At 53.8% G+C, this 25,452-nt stretch carries 20 protein-coding genes; 10 read left to right on the forward strand and 10 right to left on the reverse strand.

All coding sequences use genetic code 11. The features are described 5' to 3' along the window. Positions 1-358 precede the first annotated feature (358 nt). Positions 359-1,303 carry an oxidoreductase gene (locus KTT_RS29765; RefSeq protein ID WP_126601321.1) on the reverse strand — a complete coding sequence of 315 codons (945 nt, stop codon included), beginning with the start codon at positions 1,301-1,303 and terminating at the stop codon, positions 359-361. A gap of 200 nt (positions 1,304-1,503) precedes the next feature. Here KTT_RS29765 and KTT_RS29770 point away from each other — a divergent pair, with 200 nt between their 5' ends. From KTT_RS29770 to KTT_RS29785, 4 genes are all read left to right on the forward strand, one after another. Beyond that, positions 1,504-2,508, forward strand: a complete 1,005-nt coding sequence (locus KTT_RS29770; protein ID WP_235845915.1) for an aldo/keto reductase — start codon at positions 1,504-1,506, stop codon at positions 2,506-2,508. Between the two features lie 211 nt (positions 2,509-2,719). Next, the gene (locus KTT_RS29775) at positions 2,720-3,976 is read left to right on the forward strand and encodes a cytochrome P450 (protein WP_126601322.1); all 1,257 of its coding nucleotides are present in this window, start codon (positions 2,720-2,722) and stop codon (positions 3,974-3,976) included. Between the two features lie 201 nt (positions 3,977-4,177). Next, a complete protein-coding gene (locus KTT_RS29780) occupies positions 4,178-4,789 on the forward strand; it encodes a hypothetical protein (RefSeq protein ID WP_126601323.1) in 612 nt (203 codons plus the stop codon). Continuing rightward, positions 4,782-5,225, forward strand: coding sequence for a PaaI family thioesterase (locus tag KTT_RS29785; RefSeq protein WP_126601324.1), 444 nt, complete (start codon positions 4,782-4,784; stop codon positions 5,223-5,225). Before KTT_RS29780 ends, KTT_RS29785 begins: the two co-directional genes overlap by 8 nt. A 353-nt stretch (positions 5,226-5,578) precedes the next feature. On the opposite strand, the gene KTT_RS29790 is transcribed toward KTT_RS29785, so the two are convergent. Beyond that, positions 5,579-7,048, reverse strand: coding sequence for an MDR family MFS transporter (locus KTT_RS29790; protein WP_126601325.1), 1,470 nt, complete (start codon positions 7,046-7,048; stop codon positions 5,579-5,581). Between the two features lie 252 nt (positions 7,049-7,300). On the opposite strand from KTT_RS29790, the gene KTT_RS29795 reads away from it, so the two are divergent. Beyond that, entirely contained in the window at positions 7,301-8,161 is an 861-nt protein-coding gene (locus tag KTT_RS29795) for a hypothetical protein (RefSeq protein ID WP_126601326.1), read from the forward strand. 269 nt (positions 8,162-8,430) lie between these two features. Here the strand turns inward: KTT_RS29795 and KTT_RS29800 are convergent, their stop codons facing one another. Both KTT_RS29800 and KTT_RS29805 read right to left on the reverse strand, forming a co-directional pair. Continuing rightward, positions 8,431-10,500, reverse strand: a complete 2,070-nt coding sequence (locus KTT_RS29800; RefSeq protein ID WP_218031043.1) for an alpha-amylase family glycosyl hydrolase — start codon at positions 10,498-10,500, stop codon at positions 8,431-8,433. Between the two features lie 202 nt (positions 10,501-10,702). Further along, a complete protein-coding gene (locus KTT_RS29805) occupies positions 10,703-11,995 on the reverse strand; it encodes an MFS transporter (RefSeq protein ID WP_126601327.1) in 1,293 nt (430 codons plus the stop codon). Positions 11,996-12,497: 502 nt separating this feature from the next. On the opposite strand from KTT_RS29805, the gene KTT_RS36580 reads away from it, so the two are divergent. The 4 genes from KTT_RS36580 to KTT_RS29825 all read left to right on the forward strand — a co-directional run bounded on the left by KTT_RS36580 (position 12,498) and on the right by KTT_RS29825 (position 16,097). Next, complete coding sequence (locus KTT_RS36580; protein ID WP_126601328.1) at positions 12,498-13,721, forward strand: hypothetical protein; 1,224 nt, start codon at positions 12,498-12,500, stop codon at positions 13,719-13,721. Between the two features lie 101 nt (positions 13,722-13,822). Further along, positions 13,823-14,374: a VOC family protein gene (locus KTT_RS36850; RefSeq protein WP_218031044.1), complete on the forward strand. Its 552-nt coding sequence runs from the start codon at positions 13,823-13,825 to the stop codon at positions 14,372-14,374. A gap of 340 nt (positions 14,375-14,714) precedes the next feature. Further along, positions 14,715-14,963, forward strand: coding sequence for a hypothetical protein (locus tag KTT_RS29820; protein WP_126601329.1), 249 nt, complete (start codon positions 14,715-14,717; stop codon positions 14,961-14,963). A 162-nt stretch (positions 14,964-15,125) separates the two neighbouring features. Then, positions 15,126-16,097, forward strand: a complete 972-nt coding sequence (locus tag KTT_RS29825) for an amidohydrolase family protein (protein ID WP_218031045.1) — start codon at positions 15,126-15,128, stop codon at positions 16,095-16,097. Positions 16,098-16,144: 47 nt separating this feature from the next. On the opposite strand, the gene KTT_RS29830 is transcribed toward KTT_RS29825, so the two are convergent. The 6 genes from KTT_RS29830 to KTT_RS29855 all read right to left on the reverse strand — a co-directional run bounded on the left by KTT_RS29830 (position 16,145) and on the right by KTT_RS29855 (position 23,898). After that, positions 16,145-17,101 carry a glycoside hydrolase family 43 protein gene (locus tag KTT_RS29830; protein WP_160146220.1) on the reverse strand — a complete coding sequence of 319 codons (957 nt, stop codon included), beginning with the start codon at positions 17,099-17,101 and terminating at the stop codon, positions 16,145-16,147. Between the two features lie 131 nt (positions 17,102-17,232). Next, entirely contained in the window at positions 17,233-18,294 is a 1,062-nt protein-coding gene (locus tag KTT_RS29835) for a sialidase family protein (protein WP_126601331.1), read from the reverse strand. A gap of 110 nt (positions 18,295-18,404) precedes the next feature. Next, complete coding sequence (locus KTT_RS29840; protein ID WP_126601332.1) at positions 18,405-20,549, reverse strand: glycoside hydrolase family 2 protein; 2,145 nt, start codon at positions 20,547-20,549, stop codon at positions 18,405-18,407. Positions 20,550-20,552: 3 nt separating this feature from the next. Then, the gene (locus KTT_RS29845) at positions 20,553-21,476 is read right to left on the reverse strand and encodes a carbohydrate ABC transporter permease (RefSeq protein WP_126601333.1); all 924 of its coding nucleotides are present in this window, start codon (positions 21,474-21,476) and stop codon (positions 20,553-20,555) included. Position 21,477: 1 nt separating this feature from the next. Then, on the reverse strand, positions 21,478-22,422 hold the full coding sequence (locus KTT_RS29850; protein ID WP_126601334.1) for a carbohydrate ABC transporter permease: 945 nt from the start codon (positions 22,420-22,422) through the stop codon (positions 21,478-21,480). An 87-nt stretch (positions 22,423-22,509) separates the two neighbouring features. After that, positions 22,510-23,898, reverse strand: a complete 1,389-nt coding sequence (locus tag KTT_RS29855; RefSeq protein ID WP_126601335.1) for an ABC transporter substrate-binding protein — start codon at positions 23,896-23,898, stop codon at positions 22,510-22,512. A gap of 527 nt (positions 23,899-24,425) precedes the next feature. On the opposite strand from KTT_RS29855, the gene KTT_RS29860 reads away from it, so the two are divergent. Next, positions 24,426-25,451, forward strand: a complete 1,026-nt coding sequence (locus tag KTT_RS29860; RefSeq protein ID WP_126601336.1) for a LacI family DNA-binding transcriptional regulator — start codon at positions 24,426-24,428, stop codon at positions 25,449-25,451. Position 25,452: the final 1 nt, after the last annotated feature.

Consider the following 25,452-nt stretch of genomic DNA (forward strand, 5'->3'; position numbering starts at 1 on the left):
CAACCAAAAGTTGGAGATTGCGAGTGGAATCATGCGTGGGGCATGATTCTACTCGCGTATGTGGGGGTGGGGCTTTGGGGGAGCTAAGCGCCCCCGCACAGGCGGCCGCGTACGCGGCCGCCTGTGTTTTTTTGTCGAGGAGGTTGCGGGCGCGTCGAGCGCCCGCAACCTCCTCGACGGATAGAAAGGGGGGGGCGCTCGCCAGATAGATAAAAGGCGGGGCCTCACAGATAGAAAGGCAGGTGGCCTCGCCAGATGGAAAAAGAGCGGGCCTCGGCGGAGAGAAAGGGGGGCGCTCGTCAGATGGAAAAAGGCGGCCCTCGCCAGATGGAAAAAGGCGGGGCCTCGCTATATGATGTTAGATGGCGGGGGATTGGAGGGCGGAGTAGTCGACGCCGGTGAGCTTGACGGAGGCGTCCCAGAGGCTGCGGGCAGTGGCCCTGTCGTATTCTTTCTGGGCCCTGGTTTCGATACGCGGGTAGCCACGCAATCCACCAAGGCTGCCGGGACCAACCAGTTCGCCGCCATGAATATCCGGGGAGAAGGCCGCGTAGAGTTGGGGTAGAGCGCCCATCCGCGCGGTCTGACCGACGAGTGGGCCGAGCTTCGTGTAGAGGAGAGTTTCAAGGGTGGCATTAGAAAGGGTGGCACTGGTGGTCTGCAGGTTCGTAACCGCGTAACCAGGATGGGCCGCCACGCAGATGGTTTCGGCTCGCGCCGCCGCCAGGCGTCTCTGGAGTTCGAAGGCAAAGAGCAGGTTCGATAGCTTACTCTGCCCGTACGCTTCCCAGCGACCATACGAACGCGTGCGATTAAGATCGTCAATGCGGATCTTCCCCATGGCGCGGGCGGCGCTGGTTGTGCAGATAATACGGCTGCGCGAGGTAGCCAGCAAGGTGGGCAACAGCAGACCAGTCAGGGCAAAGTGGGCCAGATGATTGGTACCAAACTGCATCTCAAAACCATCATGGGTCTCACGACGCGGAATCGCCATCACGCCCGCGTTATTAAATAGCAGATCCAGGCGGGCGTGGTTTGCGGCAAAACTACGTGCAAACGCCCGTACCGCTTCCAACGAAGCCAGATCGAGCTCCATCAGTTCCAGAGAAGCCTGCGGAAAAGCCTGCGACAGTTCGGCCTGCGTCTGACTACCTTTTTCCAGATTGCGACACGCCATGATTACATGCGCCCGCTTCGCCGCCAGCGCCCGCGCCGTCTCCAGGCCAAGTCCGCTATTGGCGCCGGTTACCAGCGCCACGCGTCCCTGCAAATCAGGGATATCTTTATCCGTCCATTGAACCATAGCAAAACCTCCAGACACCATACTTAAACACTCAAATTAATGCATGCCATAGCATAACTATACCCCAAAAAGGACATCTATACAGAGTCTCACCGGGTAAAGCATGTTATTTTTATAGCGGTGTAAACTATAAGAAGAAGCGACATTGATGCTGGTAGTGCCCCTGGTGAATATAGTGATGGAAGAGGAGCGAAACGACCATGAATGAATATCAGATGTCTTTTATGGACGACCGTTATGACAGGATGCTCTACAACAGATGTGGGAACTCGGGCCTCGTGCTACCCGCCATCTCACTGGGCGCACATGAAACCTTTGGCAGTTATCGAGACGAAGACATCACGCGCGCCTGTCTATATCGCGCCTTCGACCTGGGCATCACCCACTTTGACCTGGCCAACAACTATGGGCGCCCACCAGGAACAGCCGAACTGATCGTCGGAAAGATCCTCAAAAGCATGCCACGCGACGAACTGATCATCTCATCCAAAGCTGGCTACCATATGTGGGAAGGGCCATACGGGGAATGGCTCTCAAAGAAATCCCTGATCGCCAGCCTGGATCAATCACTGAAGCGCCTCAAGCTGGACTACGTGGATATCTTCTACGCCCACCGGCCCGATCCACAGACACCGCTGGAAGAGACAATGGCGACCCTGGACCTGATCGTGCGTCAGGGTAAGGCTCTGTACATAGGCCTCAGCAATTTCTCGGGTCCACAACTGGAGCAAGCCATCCAGGTGCGGCAGCGCATGAACCTGTGCCCGATCACCATTGACCAGCAGCGCTACAATCTGCTCGATCGCGGTTGCGAACAGGACCTTTTTGGACATACCGAACGCAACGGCATCGGCGTCATTGCCTTCAGCCCACTCGCCAAAGGCGTCCTCTCAGACAAATACCTGGGAAGCCAGTTCCCACAGGACTCACGTGCCTTCAACGTCTGGGGCAAGAAGAACCTGCACGAGGTCAGCAGCCGGGCCAGGCTCGACAAGGTCCAACAGCTCAACCTGCTGGCACAGCAGCGTGGCCAGACCCTGGCCCAGATGGCCATTGCCTGGAGCCTCTATCATCCAGCCGTCACCAGCGTCCTGATCGGCGCCTCCCGCGTCGAACAGATCGAAGAGAACGTGGCCGCTCTGCAAAATCTTGAGTTCAGCCCCCTCGAGCTCAACGCCATCAACGCCATCTGCTCATCCTCATGAACAGACGCTATGTAGGAGATGTATGATCGAGGGATGGGGGTAGCCGATAAAATTCATTGAATCGTAGTATTTACATAAGATAATTGGATGTCCCCCTTGACGTGTTCCATTTTATGATCTACAGTATATCATATGATACATGATATACCATAAGTTTGCAGGTATGTAAGGATTTTATGTAAACGGGTATGTATAAGTTGGAGCAATAATAATGCAGAAGACGATTGAAGGGACTACGGAGTCGGGTGCAGATAACATACCCGCCCGTTGTCCAGTTGATCATAGCGCGATCTCGCAGCAGAAGACGCCAAAATTTATCGAGCCGGTCGGCGTAGCGATTGAATACGATGAGGCCGCCAACGTCTGGCATATACGTAGCTTCGAGGCGGCACGCACAATTTTGCGCAGTCCCAATACAAAGCAGGCCGGTTTCAATGCCGAGCTGATCGCGCGTATCCCGGGCCAGCAAAACACGCCCATCCTCTATCAAGAGGGCAAGGTGCACCAGCAGCAGCGCAAACAGACGGCGCGCTTCTTCACGCCGAAAGCGGTAAGCGATAACTACCGCCAGCTGATGGAGAATCTGAGCGACGAGCTGGTCAAAAAGCTCAAACGCAAAAAAGAGGTTGACCTCAGCAAGCTGAGCATGAGGCTGGCCGTACGTGTGGCCGGTGAGATCGTGGGACTAACCGATAGCCGTATCCCGGGCCTGGACCGCCGCATCGAGGCTTTCTTTGAGGGAGGATTCGACCAGGGGACCGGCAAGTTGAGCGAGAAGATACGCGCCATCTGGTCGCAGCGCAAAATGTTCAACTTCTTCTATCTGGATGTCAAGCCAGCCATCGAGGCGCGCAAGCGCAATCTGAAACAGGACGTAATCTCACATCTGCTCGAACAAAAATATAGCGAGGTGGAGATCCTGACCGAGTGCGTCACTTATGGAGCAGCCGGCATGATTACGACGCGCGAATTCATCAGCGTAGCCGCCTGGCACCTGTTAGAGCAGCCGGAGCTGCGCCAGCGCTACCTGGCCGCGCCTGAAGAAGAACGCTACGCCATCCTGCACGAGATTCTGCGCCTGGAACCGATCGTCGGTAACCTGCAGCGGCGCGCCACCGCGGACATCACCCTCAAACATAACGGTGAAGAGATCACCATTCCCAACAACGCGCTGATCAATATCCACCTTCATGGATCCAACAGTGACGAAAAGGTGGTCGGGGACTATCCGCGCGTCATCTGTCCGGGTCGAGATCTGCAGGGAGACAAGGTTCCCGAGATGCTGATGAGCTTTGGAGATGGCGTCCATCGCTGTCCCGGCGCCTATGTGGCTATCCAGGAGACCGATATCTTCCTGAGCCGCCTGCTGGCACTGCCAACACTGCGCATCAAGCAGAAACCAAGGATCAGTTGGAGCGACCTCGTCACCGGCTACGAGATCCGCGATTTCCTGATCGCCGTCGATTAATTCATGCATCTTCACCTACCGATCGCAATTTAACAGGGCGGCCCTCGTTGTCACAGATCCTCAAGAACAACGAGAGCCGCCCTATCGATATCTCCATAGCAACAAAAGATACGGCGCGAGTTGACAGTGGCGCAAAGATTGATCCACAATAGCGGAAATAGATATCAGCAGAAATTTACGTGAAAGAGGGATAAAGCAAGCATGCCAGATCAATCGGCACCACTGCCAGAGGGCTGGTCCGCATGGGCTCACAAGCTAGCCGACGCCACCGATCCGACGGGCGCGCCCATTGACCCGGGCATCATGGAAACGGTGATCGCGCTTAACGTGCTGGGGGTCGAAACCAACGCCTCTTGCGAGGGACATTTAAACCATGGCTACGCCGGGCCGTGGGTCGATTTTCACGCCGTAGGGACCGAAGCGATACGCCGCCAGGCCCGCGAGGCGACCAGGCGTCTACAGGAGGCCGAGGAGCAGCAGGCCACGCCAGAAGTGTTAAGCAAGCTGAACGAAGAGATGTTCAGGCTGGCCCGTGATGAGAATATCGCCTATTATCGCGGCTCCCGGCTGGTGCACCAGGCGCTGATCGCCTTCTATGAAGTTCACCACGCGCCCTACGATCAACAGCTCTACCTGCATAATGACAGCTTCGGCTATAGTCGTCTGCAATCTCATGGCCTCGACTACCAGACTCAATACACGCAGGAGATCCAGTCTCACAACCTGAAAAGCTATCAGGAAGAGATGCTTACCTTTACCAATTTTCTGAAACACCATTACCTACTCAAGGAGGAACAGGGACATCATGGCTGATTTTCGGGCTACTAACGAGGATTTTCAGCAGGTCGTCCGCGCCAACTTTCTGCGCCAGGGATTAATGCAACACCTCGGCGCAACGCTGGAAGACGTCCAACCCGGTTACGTTCGTATCCAGATGCCTTACCGGCACAGTCTCACCCAGCAACACGGCTACTTTCATGCTGGAGCCATCACCAGCATTGTAGATTCGGCCTGTGGCTACGCCGCCCTCACACTCATGCCTCCAGACACAGACGTGCTAACAATTGAATATAAAGTCAACTTCATGGCACCCGCGCGCGGCACAATGGCGATCGCGCACGGACGAGTCCTTAGACCTGGACGCACCATCACCGTTTGCCAGGGAGAGGTTATCACCCTCAACGATGACCATGAACAGGTCTGCGCCACCATGCTCGCAACGATCATCGGTCGCCCAATCAAATCTTAACCTGCCCAACAACCTGACGTACCGCAATCTATTTTCAACAATATATTCATATATGTTTATTTGCCATATCAGGAGCTGTTATAGCACAATAAACGATATTTTGCCATAATATAGAACACGGTAGATTTGTGACGCAATCCATGGATTCACATGCCTCTCGCGCATAAAATAGCCCCATAAGAAACGCGGCTAAGCAGCACGTTCTTAGAACAATAATCAATACCCATCACAATAGTAGTCAATGCCTATCAAGACTCTTACCATAGCAAGAGGTACATTGCTAGTAGTGGTGTATAGAAAATAGTGCACGGGGCGCATTCGCGCCCCGTGCACTATTTTCTATACACCACTACTTACATACCAGTCTCGGCGCCAAGGGTGGCTTCGATAACGGCCTTTTCTTTGGATGCTGATCCGGTGCGCTGCATGGTAGAGGCGGCGTCGCTATCACGAACAGCGAGTCCGATCAAAGCGGCGATCAGGACCAGAATGGCGGAGGTGATAAAGGCCGCATGGTAGGCGTTCAAGTTGGGAACGGCCACACCATGGGTATTCATCTGGGTAATGCCAACAAAGCTAATTACAGTGCTGATGATGGCCACCCCAAGTGAGGAACCGATCTGACGCTGAGCATTGCTAAGCGCGGAAGCCTGACCGGTCTCGGCTGGCGAGATGGTAGCGAAGGCGGCCGCCTGCACCGGCAGGAATGAGTTAGCCATACCCGCTCCAATCAAGAACATCAATCCACGCATCAGCCACAGGCTGGTATCCTGGCCCATCAAGTTCATCAGCAGCATAAAAACGGTCACGCATCCCAGTCCATAGACGATCAGGCGTCGAGGTCCCACATATGGGTAGAGGCGAGCCGCGATCTGGGTCATGACCAGCACCCCAAGCGCCTCGGGAAACGTAGTCAGACCTGAAGTAAGAGCCGACACACCACGTCCCTCCTGCAAGAACAAAGGTGCCGCGTACAGCAATCCCAGGAAGCCCGCGCCCGAGAAGAGCGAGAGCAGGTTGCAGGTGCGGAAAGAGCGATTGCGCAGCAGACGCAGATCGAGCATTGGATGTGAAGCCCGCAGTTCAACAACGACAAAGGCCACCAGAATAAGCCCCCCGGCGGCACCGCAACTCAGGATCCCGATCGAGGTCCAGCCATAGTTTGGACCTTCACTCAGGGCGTACATAGCCAGGCCCAGGCCGATGCCGGCCAGAAAGAAGCCCATCACATCAAAGCCGCCCACCGACTCCTCATAGTACTCCTCAAGGAAAAGCAGGCCAAACAACGCGGTCAGGATACCAATAGGCACATTGACAAAGAAGACCCAGCGCCATGAGAACTGGGTGATCAATAAGCCACCCAGAACTGGTCCCATCGCGGGAGCAAATACAGTAGGGATATTCAGGATACGTGATACCTGCACACGTTCCGCAGGTGGGAAGGTACGATACAGAAGAGCCGTACCAACGGGGGTCAACGCACCACCAGCCAGTCCCTGCAAGACACGAAATAGGATAAGCATTGGCAAACTCGGCGCCAGTCCACACATCGCAGAAGTAACACTAAACAGCGCCAGGGCGCTCAAGAAGATACGCTTGTTTCCAAAGCGGTCACCCAACCAACCCGAAGCCGGGATCACCACCGCCAGGCTTACCAGGTAACCCACCACCACCGCATCAATCCCGGTACCAGAAACACCAAATTGCCGCCCCAGTGAAGGCAGGGCGACAGTAACAATCGTGCCATCCATAATACTCATAAACATAGCAGCAACGAAGACGACACTAACAGAAATTTTGGGGTTCATGTGAAGACGAGGCATTCATTGGACTCCAGACCATCTAACTACATATTTATATTATTCTCATTATTGGAACACCAAAAAGTCAAAAAATCATCCATCCTAAACATTAGGAGTTGATGCAAGAGTTTGCATTGACCGATTATAATAGAGAGGAACGCACCTGGCTCTGGAGTACGGTCAAGCGTAGGACAGTACGTGTATGTAAATGGGTCACATCAATTACGTACAATTGGATCTTAACGCAGGCAAGGACTGGCCGGGGAGTATGACATGCAGAATCCGAATAAAGGGATGGACAATCCTAATCAGAACCCCTTTCAAGGTGGGTCAGCGGAAAATATGGGGCAGGGTCCTTATCGGCAGAGCGACATGAACCCTCCCAATCAGAATCCTTTTCAACCCACTCAGCCTGGCCAGGAACCATTTAAGCGAGAGGCCGCGCCTACACCAGAACAAGAGCAATATAGACAGCAAGGCGCGCCACAACAACCCGTCTGGGGCCAGCCGGGGCAGGAGCAGTATCGCGGGCCAGCCACGGGCCAGCCAGGGCAGGGAGCCACCGTGGGTGGCGGAGTAACTGGTCAGCCTGGACAGGTTACGGCCGCCAACTATGCGGTCCCCACTGGTCTACCATTTAATCAACAAGAATGGCAAACGCTGGTCGCCACGCCCATACAGGTCAGCCTGGCGATGATGTCCATCTCGCCTTCGGGTATCCTTGGCATGGTCCAGGAAGCGATGGCGATCGGTAAGAGTGTACAGGCCTTGCAAGCCCAGGGCAGTATCAGTCCGATGCTGACGCAAATCGGCCAGCAACTAACCAGGGGGTTAGAGGACATGCGTGCGGGACGACAAAGTCCATTTGGCGACATCCGCCAGATGTCCCAGAATCCAGAAATGGCGCGCAATACCGCACTGGCATCCTGCCAGCGTAGCGCATCCATCCTTGAAAGAACCTCGCCGCGCGATGCCATGTCGTTCAAGCAGTTCGTCTACTCCTTCGCCTATAACGTTGCCGCAGCCGGGCGCGAAGGCGGCTTCCTGGGTTTCTTTGGAGGAGAGCAGGTATCTCCAGCCGAAAATTCGTTCCTGAATGACCTTGTAATCGCCTTAAAGCTCCAGCGCTCTTAAGAGTGTGTCTAACCCTTGTCACCCTGGGGGCATGTGAGCGCGTCCGCTACGCGGCCGCACTGGTTTTGTGAGTTGGTGCAACAGGGGCGCTTTCGCGCCCCTGTTGCACCAACTCACCATGGATTTGTGAACATCAGAGGTGCAAAAGCTCAGGCATGCTGCAGGCGATGATCATGAGAATCAAATACACTCTAAATAAAGAAGAGCGAAACATACAGCCGATGTGGCCCGGTGCATAAATGCACCGGGCCACATCGGCGTTATGGAGGTTAAACCGCGGCATACACTTTGGCTTCCCAGGGGAAGATAGGTTCGCGGCCGGCCCATCGTACGGAGACGGTGCGGTCCTGCGTGACCTCATACCAGCGCATGCCCTCCGGCAGCTGAGGCCAGTTATTGATAACATATTCGGAACGTTTATCGCGCGCATTGGGGGTCATATAATCGCTAAAATTAGCCACGATCACCACCATATCGCGACTGCCAGGCTGGCCTCGCACCCAGGCCATGACGCGCTTGTCTTCAGAGAAATCGCTGTGGATAAAAGTCGTATCATTGGTCCATAACGCTTCATAATAGGTGCGCAGATGTACCAGGCGCGTCACATGGTCTACGATGCGGGCCCGCCAGGGATCGTCGCGGCGCTCAAAATTCACGGCATCCAGCTGCTTATCGGGACCCTCAGCCGGTACGTCGTGTTGATCGGCAAACTCCTCGCCGGCAAAGATCATCGGCACGCCAACGGAAGTGATCAGGCAGCTAAAAGCCAGCTTGATGCGCTGCTCCTTCTCGGCGATCCCACTATTCTCCAGAAAATCATAGAGGCGCTCATTGCCGTACCCCTCCACATCGTGTGAAGTGACATAATTGATCGCCTGTGAGCCATCACCATAACCGAGCAGGCGACAATCGACCATCTTCTTGACGGTATCCTCAAAGTTCTGCTCGTTAGGATGGTTCTGACCGAGGATGGCGGCCCGCACATAGCGCTTAAAGTATTCATTCCACAGACTATCGATACGCTGCTGATGAATCAGGTCCAGCGGCATAGCCAGTTCCTCGCCCGTGACCAGGTAGCGGGCCCCCGCCTCATCGGGATTATGGCCCTGCGCGCTCCAGCGCTCCTGGTAGATGCGGTGGCCAATATTCTTAAAGTGCTGGATGAAATCCCAGCTGGCGATATTGACGATGCTATCGATGCGCACCCCATCGATACGATAGAAACGCATCCAGTGATCAAGGTACGTCACCATAAACGCGTTGGCCGGCACCAGCTTCTGCTTCTCGCCTGAAAATGGATCGTAGGTTTCAACTTCATAATGATACTTGAAGAGATCGCTCCCAAAGCCATCGCGCCGCACCCCGTTTGAGTATTCCTCTGGATCACCGGAATCAGCCTTCACAAAGAAATCCGGGAAATTAATGGAGCGATAGGGATTGCGGGCCGAAAAAGCCATCACCATATCGGCAAAGAAGCGAATACCCATCTGGTGGCAGGCACGAATCAGGCGCGCCAGTTCAGTCATAGGCGCCGACTTGCGATCTCTGCCATAGAGCCCCAGATCGTGATCGGCGGCCAGGTAGTTGGTAGTCGAGTATCCCCAACCACCCCGGACAAAGCTATCCGCCGGCGGAAGCAGTTCCAGCGCGGTAATCCCCAGGTCGCGTAGATGCGCCCGTCCCTCCTGCAACACGGCCAGGCCAAAGAAGCTAAAGGGGACCGCCGCCGGATCGACCAGGGCCAGCACATCACGGAAGGTACCGCCCGCCACCATGATTCCCCCCTCCTTACGAGTGCGCGCCCAGGCCGTTGGTAGCTCATAAATAACCAGCTGCGTATTGACCGGCAACTGCTCCAGCGGCGTATCGTTGCGCCAGTCGGGCTGCTGTCCATCGGGATCGCATGGCAGCAGTTCGCCGTTCTTATATAGCACCACGCTGGCCGGATAGCGATCCTCCTCGCCAAACGCGGGATCATCGGGGCGTGGGCCCATCAGGCGCCAATCCACGCTGGTCGCGAAGGGATCGGTACACAGGATGCGCGGATGGCTCTCTTTATACAGATTGCTATCCGTCACCTTAAACCAGTAGTGATAGACTTTACCATTCTCAAGCAGGCAATCCCTGGCTGCAATATCCCACAAATCAGACCCCTTTGCCGAAGGAGACAACGGAAATGTTTGTGCATTCGCGAGCGTCGGCGGATCGCCCGGTGCGAAGATCCCGATCACCAATTCAGGAGCTGGATCGGTCACCGCTGGCCGCCACAACGCGAAATGTGTCCTCTTATGTACCAGCAGATCTGCCGCTTGCTGCAATGAAACGTTAGCCGCTTGCATGAATGATCAACCTTTCAAGCCGGGCGACTTTCTATACATCCGGCCTTCCAAGAGATAAAATCGTATACAGACCATATCAATTGTAATATGGAGCACGGCCATAAATCGTGTCAGTGCAGGTACAATTGGGAGATTAGCTCAAGATATACATACAAAGAGGCCGCTCCCCATTGTAAGGAGCGGCCTCTTTGTATGTATATCTTTATAATTTTTTAGGGGAGAGGGATTGCTGGAGATTATCTTCAGCGGGTCCGCGCTTGATCCAGCCGACCAGCACAGCGATGAAGCTGGCCAGTGCATTGACGACCAGGGCGATCGAGATACCAGCCAGGCCAGCCAGCCAGCCGGTAAAGAGATTGCCGATCGGCGTGGTGCCGTTAAAGACCAGCATGTAGACGCTCATTACACGGCCACGCAGATGATCAGGAGCAATCGTCTGCAAGGTTGTATTGGCGGTCGCCGTAAAAGTAATCATACTGAAACCGGTAAACATCGCCAGACCCAGCGATAACAGGTAGTTATGCGAGAGACCGACCAGGGCGAGCCCCAGGCAGAACATCGCCGCGCGCGTCAGCATCTTCTTAAAGCTGGGTGCCTTATTGCCCGTCGCGATCGAGAGCGCTCCGATCAAGGCACCAACGCCGAAGGATGACGAGATCAGGCCAAAGCCCTGCGCGCCCTGATGCAGCAGTTCGGTACCCACCAGCGGCTCAACCACGTTAAAGTTAATGCCAAACAGCGAGACGATACCAACCACAGCGATAATCAGAAAGATCGCCGGCGTCTTCCACACATATTTCAGACCATTGTTCAGACTCTGAAGTGGTCCAATCGGGGTCGCCGAAGTCTTGCGTTGTACAGCAAAGAGCTTCGTTGGATCGAGCAAAATCAGGCTGAACAGAACCGGGATAAAGCTGATCGCGTTGCCCAGGAACAGAGGCCCTTCACCGAAGCGTGCAATAACCAGTCCAGCCACGCCAGGTCCCACGATTTTGGCCATATTAAAGACAGAAGAGTTCAGAGCCACAGCATTAGCCAGCGCATCACGACCGACCATCTCTACAACGAAGGCCTGTCGTGTCGGCATATCCAGCGAATTATTGATACCCAGCAAGAAAGCCAGGATATAGATATGCCAGATCTGTATCGTATGTGTCACATAGAGAGTAAAGAGGGTGGCTGCCAGCAGACAGGCAAATGTTTGCGTACCTAAGAGCACCCTACGCTTGGGTAGTCTATCGGCGATGACTCCGCCGAACAGGGTGAATAGCAGCACTGGCAAAAACTGTAACGCGCCAACCGTTCCCAAAGCCAGGTCGTTATGCGTCAACTGCAACACCAGCCAGGCCTGGCCGGTAGTTTGCATCCAGGTGCCGATCAATGAGATAAACTGCCCAAACCAGAATAATCTGAAGTTGCGCTGGCGTAAGGCGGGAAACATCTGCAGGAACTTCCCGATTTGTGGCTCCGGCAAAGAGCCAGAAGAGAATTGCATATTTTCTTGTTTGGTAGTTTGCATTAAGAAAAGTTCCGATCTATAGATTTTTGAGTTTGAATATAATTTCCGCTATACGAACCATCCTTTTCTATTCTTAAAAGAATAGCGCGAATTAACAATGGCATATATGCATCAATTTATAGCTTTGAAGTTAAAAGTAGCCATGGTGAATCGAGGAAACGTTTTCCACCACGTTCTAAGTATACAACAAGATTAACGTTAACGTCAAGGTTATTCATAATAGTTAGATAAAATGGAAGGTGAGGCAGCAGGGGCGCGAATGCACCCCTGCTGCCTCACCTTCCATTTTATCTATCCTAATAAAACAATCAACATAATAAGTATATAAAGACTAGATAACAAAAAAATAACAATTTTAGTGTATACTTTTTTAGGCAGCATAATCATACTTATAATTAGAAATCTTCTTATCTGCTGCCGGGAAGATTCACATGCGTTGAGCTACTCATATTTTTTGTTAGTTAAAAGGAGCGTTAACATGAGAAGACGCGTTCTTCTGGCCCTTGCAGCTGTCGTCTTATTGATCCTTGTAGGGATAGGTTCAGCATATGCCACACAGCCACAAACCCTACCCAATCCTCATCCTGGACCAATTAAAGACACGGATACGGACCAGGAAACACTCCACGTCAATCCGCAGAGCAGTACTGGATCCTGTGGAGTTGAACGATGGTCCGTCAAAACTGGCACGGATGCCGACGCGAGCAAGATCAACCTGCAATCTGTGACGCCAACGACGATTTCAGCATTGAGAGCCCTGACCGCACCCAGCAGCCTCCCCTCCAACAATCGCATTCAGCCAACCGAGACAACCGTATTCCAACTGCAGGACACCCTTACCCAGTACAAACTTGAAACCGATTCCGACTACCACCTGATCCTTGCCGATAGTTCCGGCCAGACCATGATCGTCGAGATTCCAGATCCGGCCTGCGTTGGCTCATCCAGCCCTTTGCTGTCCGGCATCCAAAAAGCACGCGCCGAATTTGACGCCCGCTATACCCCCAATAGTTCATTCCAGACCGCGAATATACCTGTGACCGTGACTGGTGTAGGATTTTTTGACTTCTTACATGGTCAGGCGGGCGTAGCGCCCAACGGCATCGAGCTGCACGCGGTACTCGATATCCAATTTGGAAGCGGTGGAACCCCAACGCCCACGCCTGCGCCGGGTCAGACGCCCACTCCAACTCCCGCAGCGACACCCACTCCAACTCCAACTACTGGTGGTGGCAATATCCTGACCAATGGTGGTTTTGAGAGTGGATCAACCTCGTGGACCGAGAGCTCATCAGGTGGCTATGAGATCGTCGATAACAGCAATCCTCATACAGGTAGCAATAGTGCCTATCTGTGTGGTTACAATAGCTGTTCTGATACGATCTATCAAACGGTCAGCATTCCGTCGAGTTTCACCAAAATTACACTGAGCTACTGGATCAACATCACGACAAATGAGACCGGTAGTACCTGCTACGATTACTTCCGTGCCCGCCTGCGTACAACCAGCGGATCCACCATCTCAACGGTTCAGACACAGTGTAATATCGATGCACAGGGTTGGACACAGTATACGTTTGATGTGACATCGGCCCTTTCCAGCTATAAGGGACAACAGGTTCAGGTCGCCTTCTTAGGTACGACCGACTCTCAGCTCACCTCTAGTTTCTATGTGGATGATGTTGCCCTGACGGTACAATAAGCGCTCTTTCCTCCACAGCAATATGCTATTGACAACTAGAATGCTAGTATACTACTATAGTAGTATACTAGCATTCTAGTTGTCAGGAAAGAAGGCGAAGGATGAAAGAAGCGAAACAGCAATTTAATGTGTACCTTACCCCCGAGACCGTTAAAAAGATGAAGCACCGTTCCATTGATGAGCAACTCTCATTATCCGACCTGGTAGAAAAAATTTTTAACGCGTACCTGGTCAACACGAGCGAGGAGCGTCTTCCACAATCAGCACCCCCGATTGAGCAGTCAGAAGAGACGTTACGCCTTCAGCCCATGTTACACGTCGAGGATATGGGTCGAGCGCTGGATTTCTATAGCAAACTCGGCGCAACCATCGTTCATGGAAGCCGGGATGGGGACTGGGCATTGTTGCGAATCGGCCAGACCGAACTGGGATTACTGGCGCACCCGGCCAATCCCGACCAGAACGAGGGCCGGGTTGAGCTCAACTTTGAATATGGTGCATCGCTGGAAGAGTTAGAGAAAAAGCTGCGTGCCGCCGGAATTACCATCGCCCGTCCAACAGGCGATGAAGGCTTTGGCTACCAGCTACAGCTAGAAGATCCAGATGACATGCTGGTAAAAATTAACCAACTCGATCCCGAGTTATACAACTAAGGACATCTCTGCTCCTCCACATTGGGAATGTGTTAGCCCCCATACGCGCGGCCGCTACGCAGCCGCGCTGAGTTTATATATTGCTGCATCGGGGGCGCATCCGCGCCCCCGATGCAGCAATATATAAATGACTTGAGCACCGTAGATGCAAGTCATTGAGCGCCGCAGGTGCGAACCATATAAAAGCATAATCACATATGGATATAATATCCATATGTGATCTTAGAACTTCGCCCCTTTTACTATTCCACCTGCAAACTTCTGTGTGATATAGTAGATGCATAAATAACCCACCGGCATCTTTTGACCTGCTCACTGCTGAGAAGGAAAGGCAAAGGCGATGAAGACGAACAATGCATTTGATACCCTGCAAACCCTCTTTGTGCAGGACCTACAAGAACTCCGACAATTACGCAAACGCGGCTGGTTTGTCCTCCCCATGTCACGCATCGTCAAAGAAGAACATATTGGTCGCTGCTGCTTCATGGCCGAAGAGTTCCTTGATAGCGAAGAGCTAAATATGCTCAAGCGCGAACTGGGATTCAATGAACGGCAATGGAACGCCTATAAAGCCAAAATTTCGCAGTAGACAAAACATACATAGCTTCCTGATCGAGACAACGGATCATCGGGATGCCGGGTATAGACAGCATTATTTTTATGTGCCCGGAATCGATTATCCGATTATCAGATCGTGCGCAGTGATGGCAGGGACGAGCAGTGCTGGCACGAAGTATCGTGAGGACTGCTTATGCGTACAATCGCTATTGAAGAACACTTTTTGTCGACCGGCTTTAAAGCGGTGCTGCACGCTGGACAGAGCAACAGCCCCACGCCAACCATGCTATCCAGGATACAGGAGAAGCTCAGCGACCTTGGCGACGCACGTCTCAGAGATATGGACGCCAACGGCATTAATCTCCAGGTCATCTCGCATACCGCCATGGGCGTATTATCAGTTCCACAGGAACAGGAGATCGAGCTGGTGCGGGAGGCAAATAATCAGCTGGCCGCGGCCATCGCCACGCATCCAGAGCGCTTCGCGGGCTTTGCCACCCTGCCAATGAGTAGTCCGGCCGCCGCGGCTGATGAATTAGCACGCGCGCTTCGCTTGCCCGGCTTTAAAGCCGCCATGATTAACGGGACGACGCAGGGACGCTTCCTGGATAATCCGCACTTTCTCCCCATCCTGGAACAGGCCACCGCCCTGCAGGTGCCGATCTATATTCATCCCGGCGAGCCGCCCACAGTGGTAAGAGACGCCTATTACGGTGGCTTCGATCCGGCCGTCTCATTCTCGCTGGCCACGGCTGGCTGGGGCTGGCACTCAGAGGTCGGCATTCACGCCCTGCGCCTGATCCTGGCAGGCGTATTTGATCGCTTCCCCGATTTACAGATCATCATCGGACATATGGGAGAGATGCTGCCCTTCATGCTAGATCGCATCAGCAACACGCTGGCTCCGCTGGTCAAGAATCTCAAACGACCGCTGCCTGAATACTTCCTGAACAACTTCACCATCACGACCAGCGGCTTCTTCTCAGATCCTCCGTTGCTGCTCGCCTTACAGACGGTTGGGGCCGATCGTATCATCTTCTCCGTCGACTATCCCTATAGCGGCAATGAGCAGGGGCGTGCATTTCTAGACCACGCCGCCATCAGTCCCGCCGATAAAGAAAAGATCAGTCACCTGAACGCCGAACGCGTTTTGAAGTTAGGATAATCTTTGAGAGGGCGTCCCACGTATTGGACGCCCTCTCAAAATATGTGTTACTCGCCAGAGGGTGGTTCCAGTGGAGTCTTCAGGCTAACCGGAGTACCGAAATTGGGGCTGCCATCGGCATTCCAACTAAAGGGCTGGGCACGTACCTCACGTCCCGCATATGTGAAGTCAGGGGTAGTCTTGGCATGGTAGACCATCCAGGACTGCTTGCCATCTGGCGAGGTCGTGAAGTGGGCGCGTCCGGGACCAAACACGCCGTTATCACTATTGTATTCAAAGACCGGTCCCTTTTTCTGCCAGGAGCTACGCTCAAGTGGATCACCGCCCACATATGTCATCAAGCCCAGGCAATAATTATAGTTACCGGTATCGCTGGCCGAATAGACGATAAATGTTTTGCCATCGTGATACAAAGCCTCAGGCCCTTCAGCTACTGGATAGGTGGAATGGGCCTGGAATCCCTGCTCCCACGGTTGGTCGGGATCGATAATCAGGTGTGGAGCCCCACTCATAGTCAATGGATCACTCATTGGAGCCAGGTAGGTTGCATTAGTCCCTTTTTCCAGCACATACATCATATAGAGTTGATTGTGTAGTTGTAGAATTGAGGCATCGATGGCTGTGGTACTATCTGTACCGGTCAACTGACCCTTATATGTGTATGGTCCCAGAGGATCTTCCCCCTGGCTCTGCAAAACATAGATGCGATGGTCTTCATTCGTATTGGTGAGGGCCGCCGTAAAATACACGAACCAGTGGCGGCTCCCCTGATAATCCAGCAAAAACATGGACGGCGACCAGACCTGGAAGGCGGGCTCACCAGGAGCGGGACTCCAGATGGTCTTTGAGCTACGGCCCACATCTTCCAGACGCGGCGCATACCAGATCTCCAGCGAATTACCGGTACGCGTACCGGTTAAATAGTAACTCTTCTTGTGATAGACAATAAAAGGATCAGCCACCGGGGCCAATGGATTATGGAGAGCGACAACAGATTTTGACATGGGCTTCGTAGATGATGCACAGGCGGTCAATAACAAGCACAGCCACCACACCGCGAGGAGACATATGCCACGCCACCTGTTCTTCTGTCCGTTAACTACCATGTGCATCTTTTCCTTTCATGGTTACTGTATTAATAGTTACCGAAGTTGATCTTGATGGCACCATCGATATTGACAACCACGCCGACCTCATTTGAGTGGTTGTAACCGGTCTGGTAGATAGCAGGCCAGGTGTCCGTCGCGCCCTGGAAGGCGGGAGGATCATTGAGATACCAGCTCTGACCATTATCATCGCTGACCGAGATCTGATTGGTCCCGCCAGAGCTAACCAGAATGCGACCAGACGAGAGTACCGTCACATAGGGGCCGCTCTGCTGGTTGGGCAGCGTATAGCCCAGATCATTTGACCAGCTGGTGCCATCGTTAGAAAACTTGTAGTGGACATTGCAGTTATCGGTCCCACAGACCTCAAAGACCAGGATATACTGTCCGTTCGCCATGCGCGCAAAGCCCGGCATGCCCGGTCGAGCCGAACCGGGCTCGGCCGCCGCGTAGATCTCCGGTCCCCACGTCTGCCCCTCATCGCAAGAGACACGCTCAGACACGATCTGGCTGTAAGAAGGATTATCGTCCGCGTGCTTCTCGTTGGCATAGAAACCTGCCACGCAGCCATTGGGCAAGACATACAGGAAAGGCTCCCACAATCCGCGATCGAAGCGCCCATTGGAATTGGGATTGGTATCTAGCTGACTAACGAAGTTCCACTGGTAGCCGCCATCGGTACTCTTCACGATCGGCAGGCCATACCAGTTCAGATCCGTCTGCCGGTTGCGCATGGCCATCAGGATATCGCCATTGGGCATCTGCACCATCTGCGACTGCTCCTGAATATGGCCATCCGGTGAAGGGATCCAGCCAATCACGGTATAGGTCGGATTGGCTGGATTGCTGCGCGCCACCCGGATAATCGGCGAACCGCCCGCTGGATATTCCGTATAGGTCACCAGATTGTCCCCTTGCTGGTCCCAGGGAAGCATACGTCCCCAACCCGGACTATTGGTAGAGCTGACGGTGCTGATTGTAAACCAGTTAATGGGGCCAGCGGCCTGCGCATCCGCGAATGGCGCGCAGGCGAACAGAAAACCGAACAGGGGCAAGAGTAGCACGCGCCATCGCTGTGTAAACTTTTGCATAGAAATCCATTCTCCTTGTTCATAGGCTAGCGATATTCTCATCGTGAGTCACGCAATACAACAACAATATAAGCGAATGAAAGAAACCCGAGGGTATCTTTCAGAACAATTCATTCTCCAGTGATCTGAGAAAGGTCTTTTTCAGAGAAGGCATACCCCTCCTGTGATGCCTGCTGCCCTGCGGATAAAGGCTGACTGGCCGGGGCCAGATCCAGAAAAGCATAGGCGCAGTTGTGACCATGCTCATCCTGTAACTGGACATGCAGACGACCACTAGCAGGCCCGGAAGGCAGGGTAAAGTTCAACAGCTGCCGGGTAGTAATCGTATATGGCTCGATATCTACCTTCACCCGGTTTACCCCTCCGCGCTCACCCTCCCACCAGCAAAGCAGATGGCCATGGATAGCCTGCCCACCCTGATGCGAGATCTGATAGGGAATCGACAATTCGGCCTGCTCCACCAGGTAATCCAGGCCCGGTTCATGTGGTACCAGACCAAAGATAATAACCGTATCGGCATTTACTAGTCGAGGATCATAACCCAGCGGCTTGAGCTGGCGCCAGGCATCATAGAGGCCACAAAGCTCGTTTTCAACATCATAGAGCTCGGTATAGATGTAGCCGCTGATAGCCGCGTGCCGCCGCAGCTCCTGTGTCTGCCAGCGAAAATACCAGCCGCGCTCCTCATCGGTCCGGCCCGCGCCATATTCACCATTCAATAGAGGAATCTCCTGGTGTTCGTGGCCGGTAACGCACAACTGCGTCTCATACCAGTGGTCCACGCCCAGTTGGTGACCAAACCAGGTGGTATTATCGCTAGCCAGGGCCGCAGTCACATCACGCCAGCGCTGATTATCCTCATCATAATAATGCCAGTCCAGCACATCGGTCTTGACATGGTTCCAACCGGAATCATCGAGAATGGGACGACTATGATCATGGGAGGCCAGCAGATCGTACGCCCGGATCACCGCCTCCTGCTTCTCCACATCCTGACCGCTGCGCCAATCCAGCCCCCACTCCTCGTTATAGATACCCCACAGAATAATGGACGGATGGTTATGGTCGCGCTCCACCATCAGCGGCAACTGCGCTTCAAACAGGGCGGCCGCCTCCTCAGAGAAACGACCATAGCAGGGAGGCTCAGCCCACACCAGCAGGCCCAACTGATCGGCCCAGTAGAGCCAGAGCGGATCCTCCAGCTTGATATGTTTACGCATCAGATTAAAGCCTGCCTGCAGCGATATCTCGACATCCAGGCGCAGGGCATCATCATTGGGCGCGCTATAGCCGCTTTGCGGCCAGTAGCCCTGCTCCAACGCGCCGCGCACATAGAGCGGCTCGCCATTCAACAAGAGTCGCTTACCCCGCGTCTCAATCGAGCGCAGCCCGGTATAGCACTTCACCTGATCAACGCCCGCACTGCTCGTCAACTTGAATGTCACAAAGTAGAGATGCGGGTCCTGCGGCGACCAGAGGCGGGGCTGCTCGACGGGCAAGGTCAAGCGCACAACGCGATCGTGAACGGGAACGCTCTGCGCTGGCATGCCTTCGAATTGAACGGAAAGAATGGAATTGGTCAGTGCTTCACCTGCAAGCTCCAGATGAGCCTCAATGGCCGTCAAATCCTGGGATGGAGACAGGTGCACGCGCTGAATAAACGTCTCTGGGCGCCCCTCCAGCCAGACCGTCTGCCAGATGCCGCTGCTGGCCGTAAACTGGCATTCATAATAATCATCGTTGGGACGGCTACGCTGCTTCCCATGCGGGATAGCGAGCTTATCCAGGGGCGCCTCAACGCGCACGATCAGCTCGCCAGCCCCATCGCGCAACGCATCAGTAATATCAAAGCTGAAAGGCAGATAGCCACCACTATGCTCGCCAATCCATAGACCATTCACCCACACCTGGCATAGATAATGCACCGCGCCAAAATGCAGAATGGTGCGCTCACGCGCCCATTCCGCAGGACGCTGTATGCGCAGACGGTACCAGCCAACCGGCAGCCATTCCTGTCCAATCCCAGAAGCCATCGTCTCCCAGGCAAAGGGAACCTGAATTTGTTGCGCCCAACTGGCATGGCCAGGTTCTTCCCAGTGCTGCGCTAATCCCTGCTGATCGGGATCGGGCAAAAAGTCCCAGGAGCCATTTAAGCACAACCAGCGATGCGACCGATCAAAATCTGGACGAGGATAGGCTGAACGCTGCCCACGGGCCAGCCGCGATATGTTTTCTGGTTTAGAAGATATATGCATAAACTATCCCTTGACACTCCCGGCCAGCATGCCGCTGACAAACTGGCGCTGCAGAGCGATAAACAGGACCAGGACCGGAAGCGTAGCCACCGTACTGGCGGCCATAATCATGCCCCAGGCATCATGGCCGGTCGTCCCCGGACTCGAATTATTAATCTGGGTTGCCAGGTTCGACAGCATCACCTGCAGGGTCTGCATCGAATCGGACCCCGTAACGATCACCGGCCAGACAAAATCATTGTAGATGCCCAGAAAGGTCATAATCGCCAGTGCCGCCAGCGCCGGCCGCATCAGCGGCAGAACGATACGCCAGTACATACCGAACGGGGTACACCCATCCACTTTGGCTGCCTCCAGCAGTTCATTCGGCACATCCGCGATCTGCTGCCGCGTCCAGAAAATGGCAAAGGCATTGACCAGTCCGGGCGCGATCAATCCCTGGTAGGTATCAACCCAGTTGAGGGCGCCCATCTCCAACAAGAGGGGAAGGATCATCGCGATGGCAGGGACCATCATGGTCGAGAGTACAAAGGCGAACAGAAATTTCTTGCCCCGGAACTGAAACTTGGCAAAGGCAAAACCGGCCAGGGGACAAAAGAGCATAGTCGCGCCTCCTTGCAGGATCAGCACGATAAAGGTATTCTGAAATCCGACCCACATCGGCACGGCAGCGAGCAAAGCGGTATAGTTATGAAAAGAGAGTGTATGCAGATCCAGACCCAGCGGGGTCGTAGCGATCTCGCTACCCGGCTTCAAAGACGAAACAAACATCCAGGCCAGTGGGAAAATCGTTACCAACGCGGCAATAGCCAGCGCGATATAGACCAGCACACTACTAAACTGGAAGTGACGGCGACGTATACCAGACGAGCCAGTGAGCACCTGGCGAGCCGTCTTGTCATAGGACTGTGAAGTTGTTACAGCCATCCTACCTCTCCTCTCCAGCTCGCAAGAAGCGCAGCATAAACAGCGAAAGCAGAACCAGTAAAATTGTCAGCAGAAACGAATTGGCGGCACCGGTGCCAAAGTCAGAATTGGCGATATAGGAATTGAGCAGATAACCGGCGGTCGTCGTCGAATTATAGGGACCACCATTCGTCAACACCTTTGGCTCGGCAAACATCTGCACCACACCCAGCGTGCTAAAGACCACCAGAAAACCAACGGTGCGGCGCAGCAGAGGCAGCGTAAGCGCAAAGAACTGCCGTACCGCTCCGGCGCCATCGATTGAGGCGGCCTCATAATATTCCGCCGGAATCGCCTGGATCGCAGCCAGCATCGTCAGCACCGCGAAGGCACTCCCTCCCCACAACACCAGCAGAGCCAGGGTTGGCTTGGCCCACTCACTGGTCGTCAACCAACCGATCGAGGGCAGATGTACTATATGCAAGAGCGTATTGACCGCCCCGAAATCCTGATCGAACAGCACCAGCCAGACCTGGGCAATCGCCACCAGAGGCACCACATAAGACAGCAGCATAGAGGTGCGGAAAAAACCGCGCAGACGCAGTCCAGGCAAGGACAGCAAGGCAGCGATCACCACAGCCACCAGCACGCGCACCGGCACAATCAAAAACCACAGCACAGCTGAATTTCCCAACGACTGCCAGAACGAGCTATCCGTCAACAAAAAGGTATAGTTATCCAGGCCGATGAAGCGAGGATCAGCATCGCCGTGCCAATGGGTAAAGCTTAAAAAGAGCGAATAGAAAAACGGAAACAGCGAAAAAGCGCAAAAGAAAATCACAAAAGGCGCGATAAATAGATAGGGCGAGAAGCTACCACCTAGCCAGCGACGCAACCGTTCCAACGGCGAACGAGAAGGCATAGGAGAAGGGGTAGCAGAGCCTGGCCGGGATGTAGCGACAGCCATAACAGAAAAACTCCTCCCTGAGGGTAAAGAGGACTCATAACGATATGAGCCCTCCCAGGCCATGACCTGTAGATAAGCACGCGGCTCCTACTGGCGGGCAACAAGTTTGGTCTGGATATCATCCGAAGACTTCTGCAGCACCTGTTGCGGCGTCAGCTGCCCATCCAGCATACGCTGAACATTGGTGCCAAAGTAGGGTACAGCCTGGTTGTACCAGGGGGCAATATAGAAGTTGCCGGGGATATCTTTGACGGTACCGGTCACTGTTTGCCACAAATTCTGTCCACCCAGACCCTCAGAATTCTTATACAGCTGTGTCCCAAGCGCGGGCATATACGAAGGGATTGAAGTATTGATGCCACCGGGATAGACTTTATTGGGTCCATAGACGGCGCTATAGCCCTCTTTACTGAAGACCAGGTGCTCATAGAAGAGCCACGCCAGGTGAGGATTCTTCGCCTTTTTCGGGATGATAAACGAGCTACCACCCATCACGGCCCCACGGGCCCCACCTTTGGTCCAGGCGGGCAGAGGCATGGCGCGCCACTTCCCTTTGGTCTTCTTAAAGAGCAGATCAGGACCATACACAGCCCAGACCGCCCAGGGATAGAACGCCACCTGATTGTTCTCGATCGCCGCCACATCACCGGGGCTATAATACGTCTCGCGCGTCCCCAGGTTCTGATCGCGTACCGTCTTCAAGAATTTCATGATATTGAGATAGGCCGGCGTATTGATCTGCAGCTTACCACTGGCATCCACCATGCTGGTCCCCTGCTGGTTAGCAAACATCTCAACCCACAACTGCGTCAGGCCGGGATCCTGTTCCAGGTGTACCGGCTTACAGGAGGGACCGAACTTCGTCTGCACCTTTTTGGCGGCCGCGATCAGATCATCATAGGTCTGAATCGACGTAGGATCGACGCCGGCCTCCTGTAACATATCCTCGCGATAGTACAGCAGCCCTGGATCAAGGTCCCAGGGGATACCAACGATGCGATTATTATGGGTATTGACACGCAACTTAAACGGAACAATGTCTTTCACGTACGGCTGAATCCAGTCCGTAATATCGTAGTAGTGCGAAGCCAGCGTTGGCAGGTTATTATCCTCGTAGAAAGAGCCATCCGGCACATTAACGCCGGTATTGAGGGTCGTGGGCAGCTTCGCATCGACATCTACCGATACATGCTTCACCTTGATTTTGGGGTACTTCTTGTTGAAGCTCTCAATGGTAGCATCAAACACCTGGAACAGATCACCTGAGCGATCCCAGATAGTCACGGTACCTTCATTAGCGGTCGCATTGCCGCTAGCCGCCCCTCCAGTTGAAGGCGACCCGCAAGCCGCCAGCAAGCCGCCAGCAGCGGCGAACGCTCCAACAGTAGCGGAGGACTTAATAAAAGAGCGTCGTGAGATAGCATACTGAGATGAGAGGGCATCCCATGGCTTAAAAATATCCTGTTGTTTCGACATCCGTGTTCATCCCTTCCCTCATAACGAGAAATACTGGAAGTTCCATGCTACAGTGCATAAATAAAGACGAATTAAACAAATAAAGAGGCAAACTCATACTGATGTCCAGACATAATCCAATATCGTGGTCATGCCTACACTGCACAATAACGAAAAGCTGGCAGACAGGCAACGTCCTTGCCTGATATATGCCGCTGATCAGCAGAGCTCGTTCAACGTTGAACGTAGTATAACATCCAAAAAACGTGCCTGTCAAGGATTCAGTGAAACAATTTTCTCGCCGGGCGGGTCAGACGCTCCCCTTGCTAGTATGCGTAAGCGTCTCTTACAGGCGTCCGCATGCGCGGCCGCCTCGTTTATAAGTTGTGGTGAATGATGCAAATGCCGCGCCATGGCGCGGCATTTGCATCATTCACCACAACTTATAAACATAAAGGAAAAACAATAAGTTGACACGACATAAATAGGGATGCTACTATCTTGGCAAAAATATAAAGCTGAGTAAGAGAAGGAATGGCAAAACGACCGTGAGAGTGCATTTAAAAGATATCGCGGCTTATACCGGCGTCTCGATAAAGACTGTCTCCAATGTAGTCAACGGTAATTATGATCATGTGGGACCGGAGACGCGGGCGCTGGTACTCGATGCCATCAAAAAGTTGAATTATCAGCCGAATAACGCGGCCCGTCATCTGCGTAAGGCCCAGGTGAATGTGCTGGCCTACGCCTTCCCGGATCTATCCAACCCCTATTTTGCCGATATCGGTCACGCCATCGCTACTGAAGCAGCCAGGCGCAACTACACGGTCCTGCTGGATTACACCTTCTCAGAACGCGACAAAGAGCTCAATATATTGACCGGGATGAGCCCCCATCTCATCGATGGCTTGATTCTGGACTCACACGCGCTTGATGTAGAAGACATAGGCCAGATAAAAACGAGCGGTCCAATTGTCCTGCTTGGTGAAAGGCTGTTTGGCGCGCCGCTGGACCACGTGCTCATCGACAATACAGCAGCAGCGTATACAGCCACCAGACACCTGATCGAACGGGGGAAACGCAGAATCGCCGCCATCGGAGTCCAGAAGGCACGGAGTGAGGCCCCATCGCTACGTCTGCAGGGCTTTATGCGGGCGCTAACGGAATCTCATCTACCCATAGACCAATCGCTCCTCATGGATGGGGGGCTATGGCACCGGCCCGACGGTGCGGCAGCTATGCAAGCGCTGCTCGCGCGTCCCCGCGAGGAGTGGCCCGATGCCATCTTCTGCTTCAACGACCTGATGGCACTCGGCGCTATCTCTGTACTGGGAGCGGCTGGGTGTCGTATTCCAGAGGATATCGCCGTCATCGGTATTGATGACATTGAAGACGGGCGCTACGCCAACCCACCCCTCAGCAGCATCGAGCCAGACAAGCAGGAGATGGCACGCATCGCGGTCCAATTGCTGCTCGGACGTATCACGGGGCGACGTACACAGGAGCCAGAATCAATCTATGTACCATTTCGTCTGCACGCGCGCGCCAGCACCATGGGATGCAAGACCGATTAAA

The sequence above is a fragment of the Dictyobacter aurantiacus genome (assembly GCF_003967515.1).
GTDB lineage: Bacteria > Chloroflexota > Ktedonobacteria > Ktedonobacterales > Ktedonobacteraceae > Dictyobacter > Dictyobacter aurantiacus.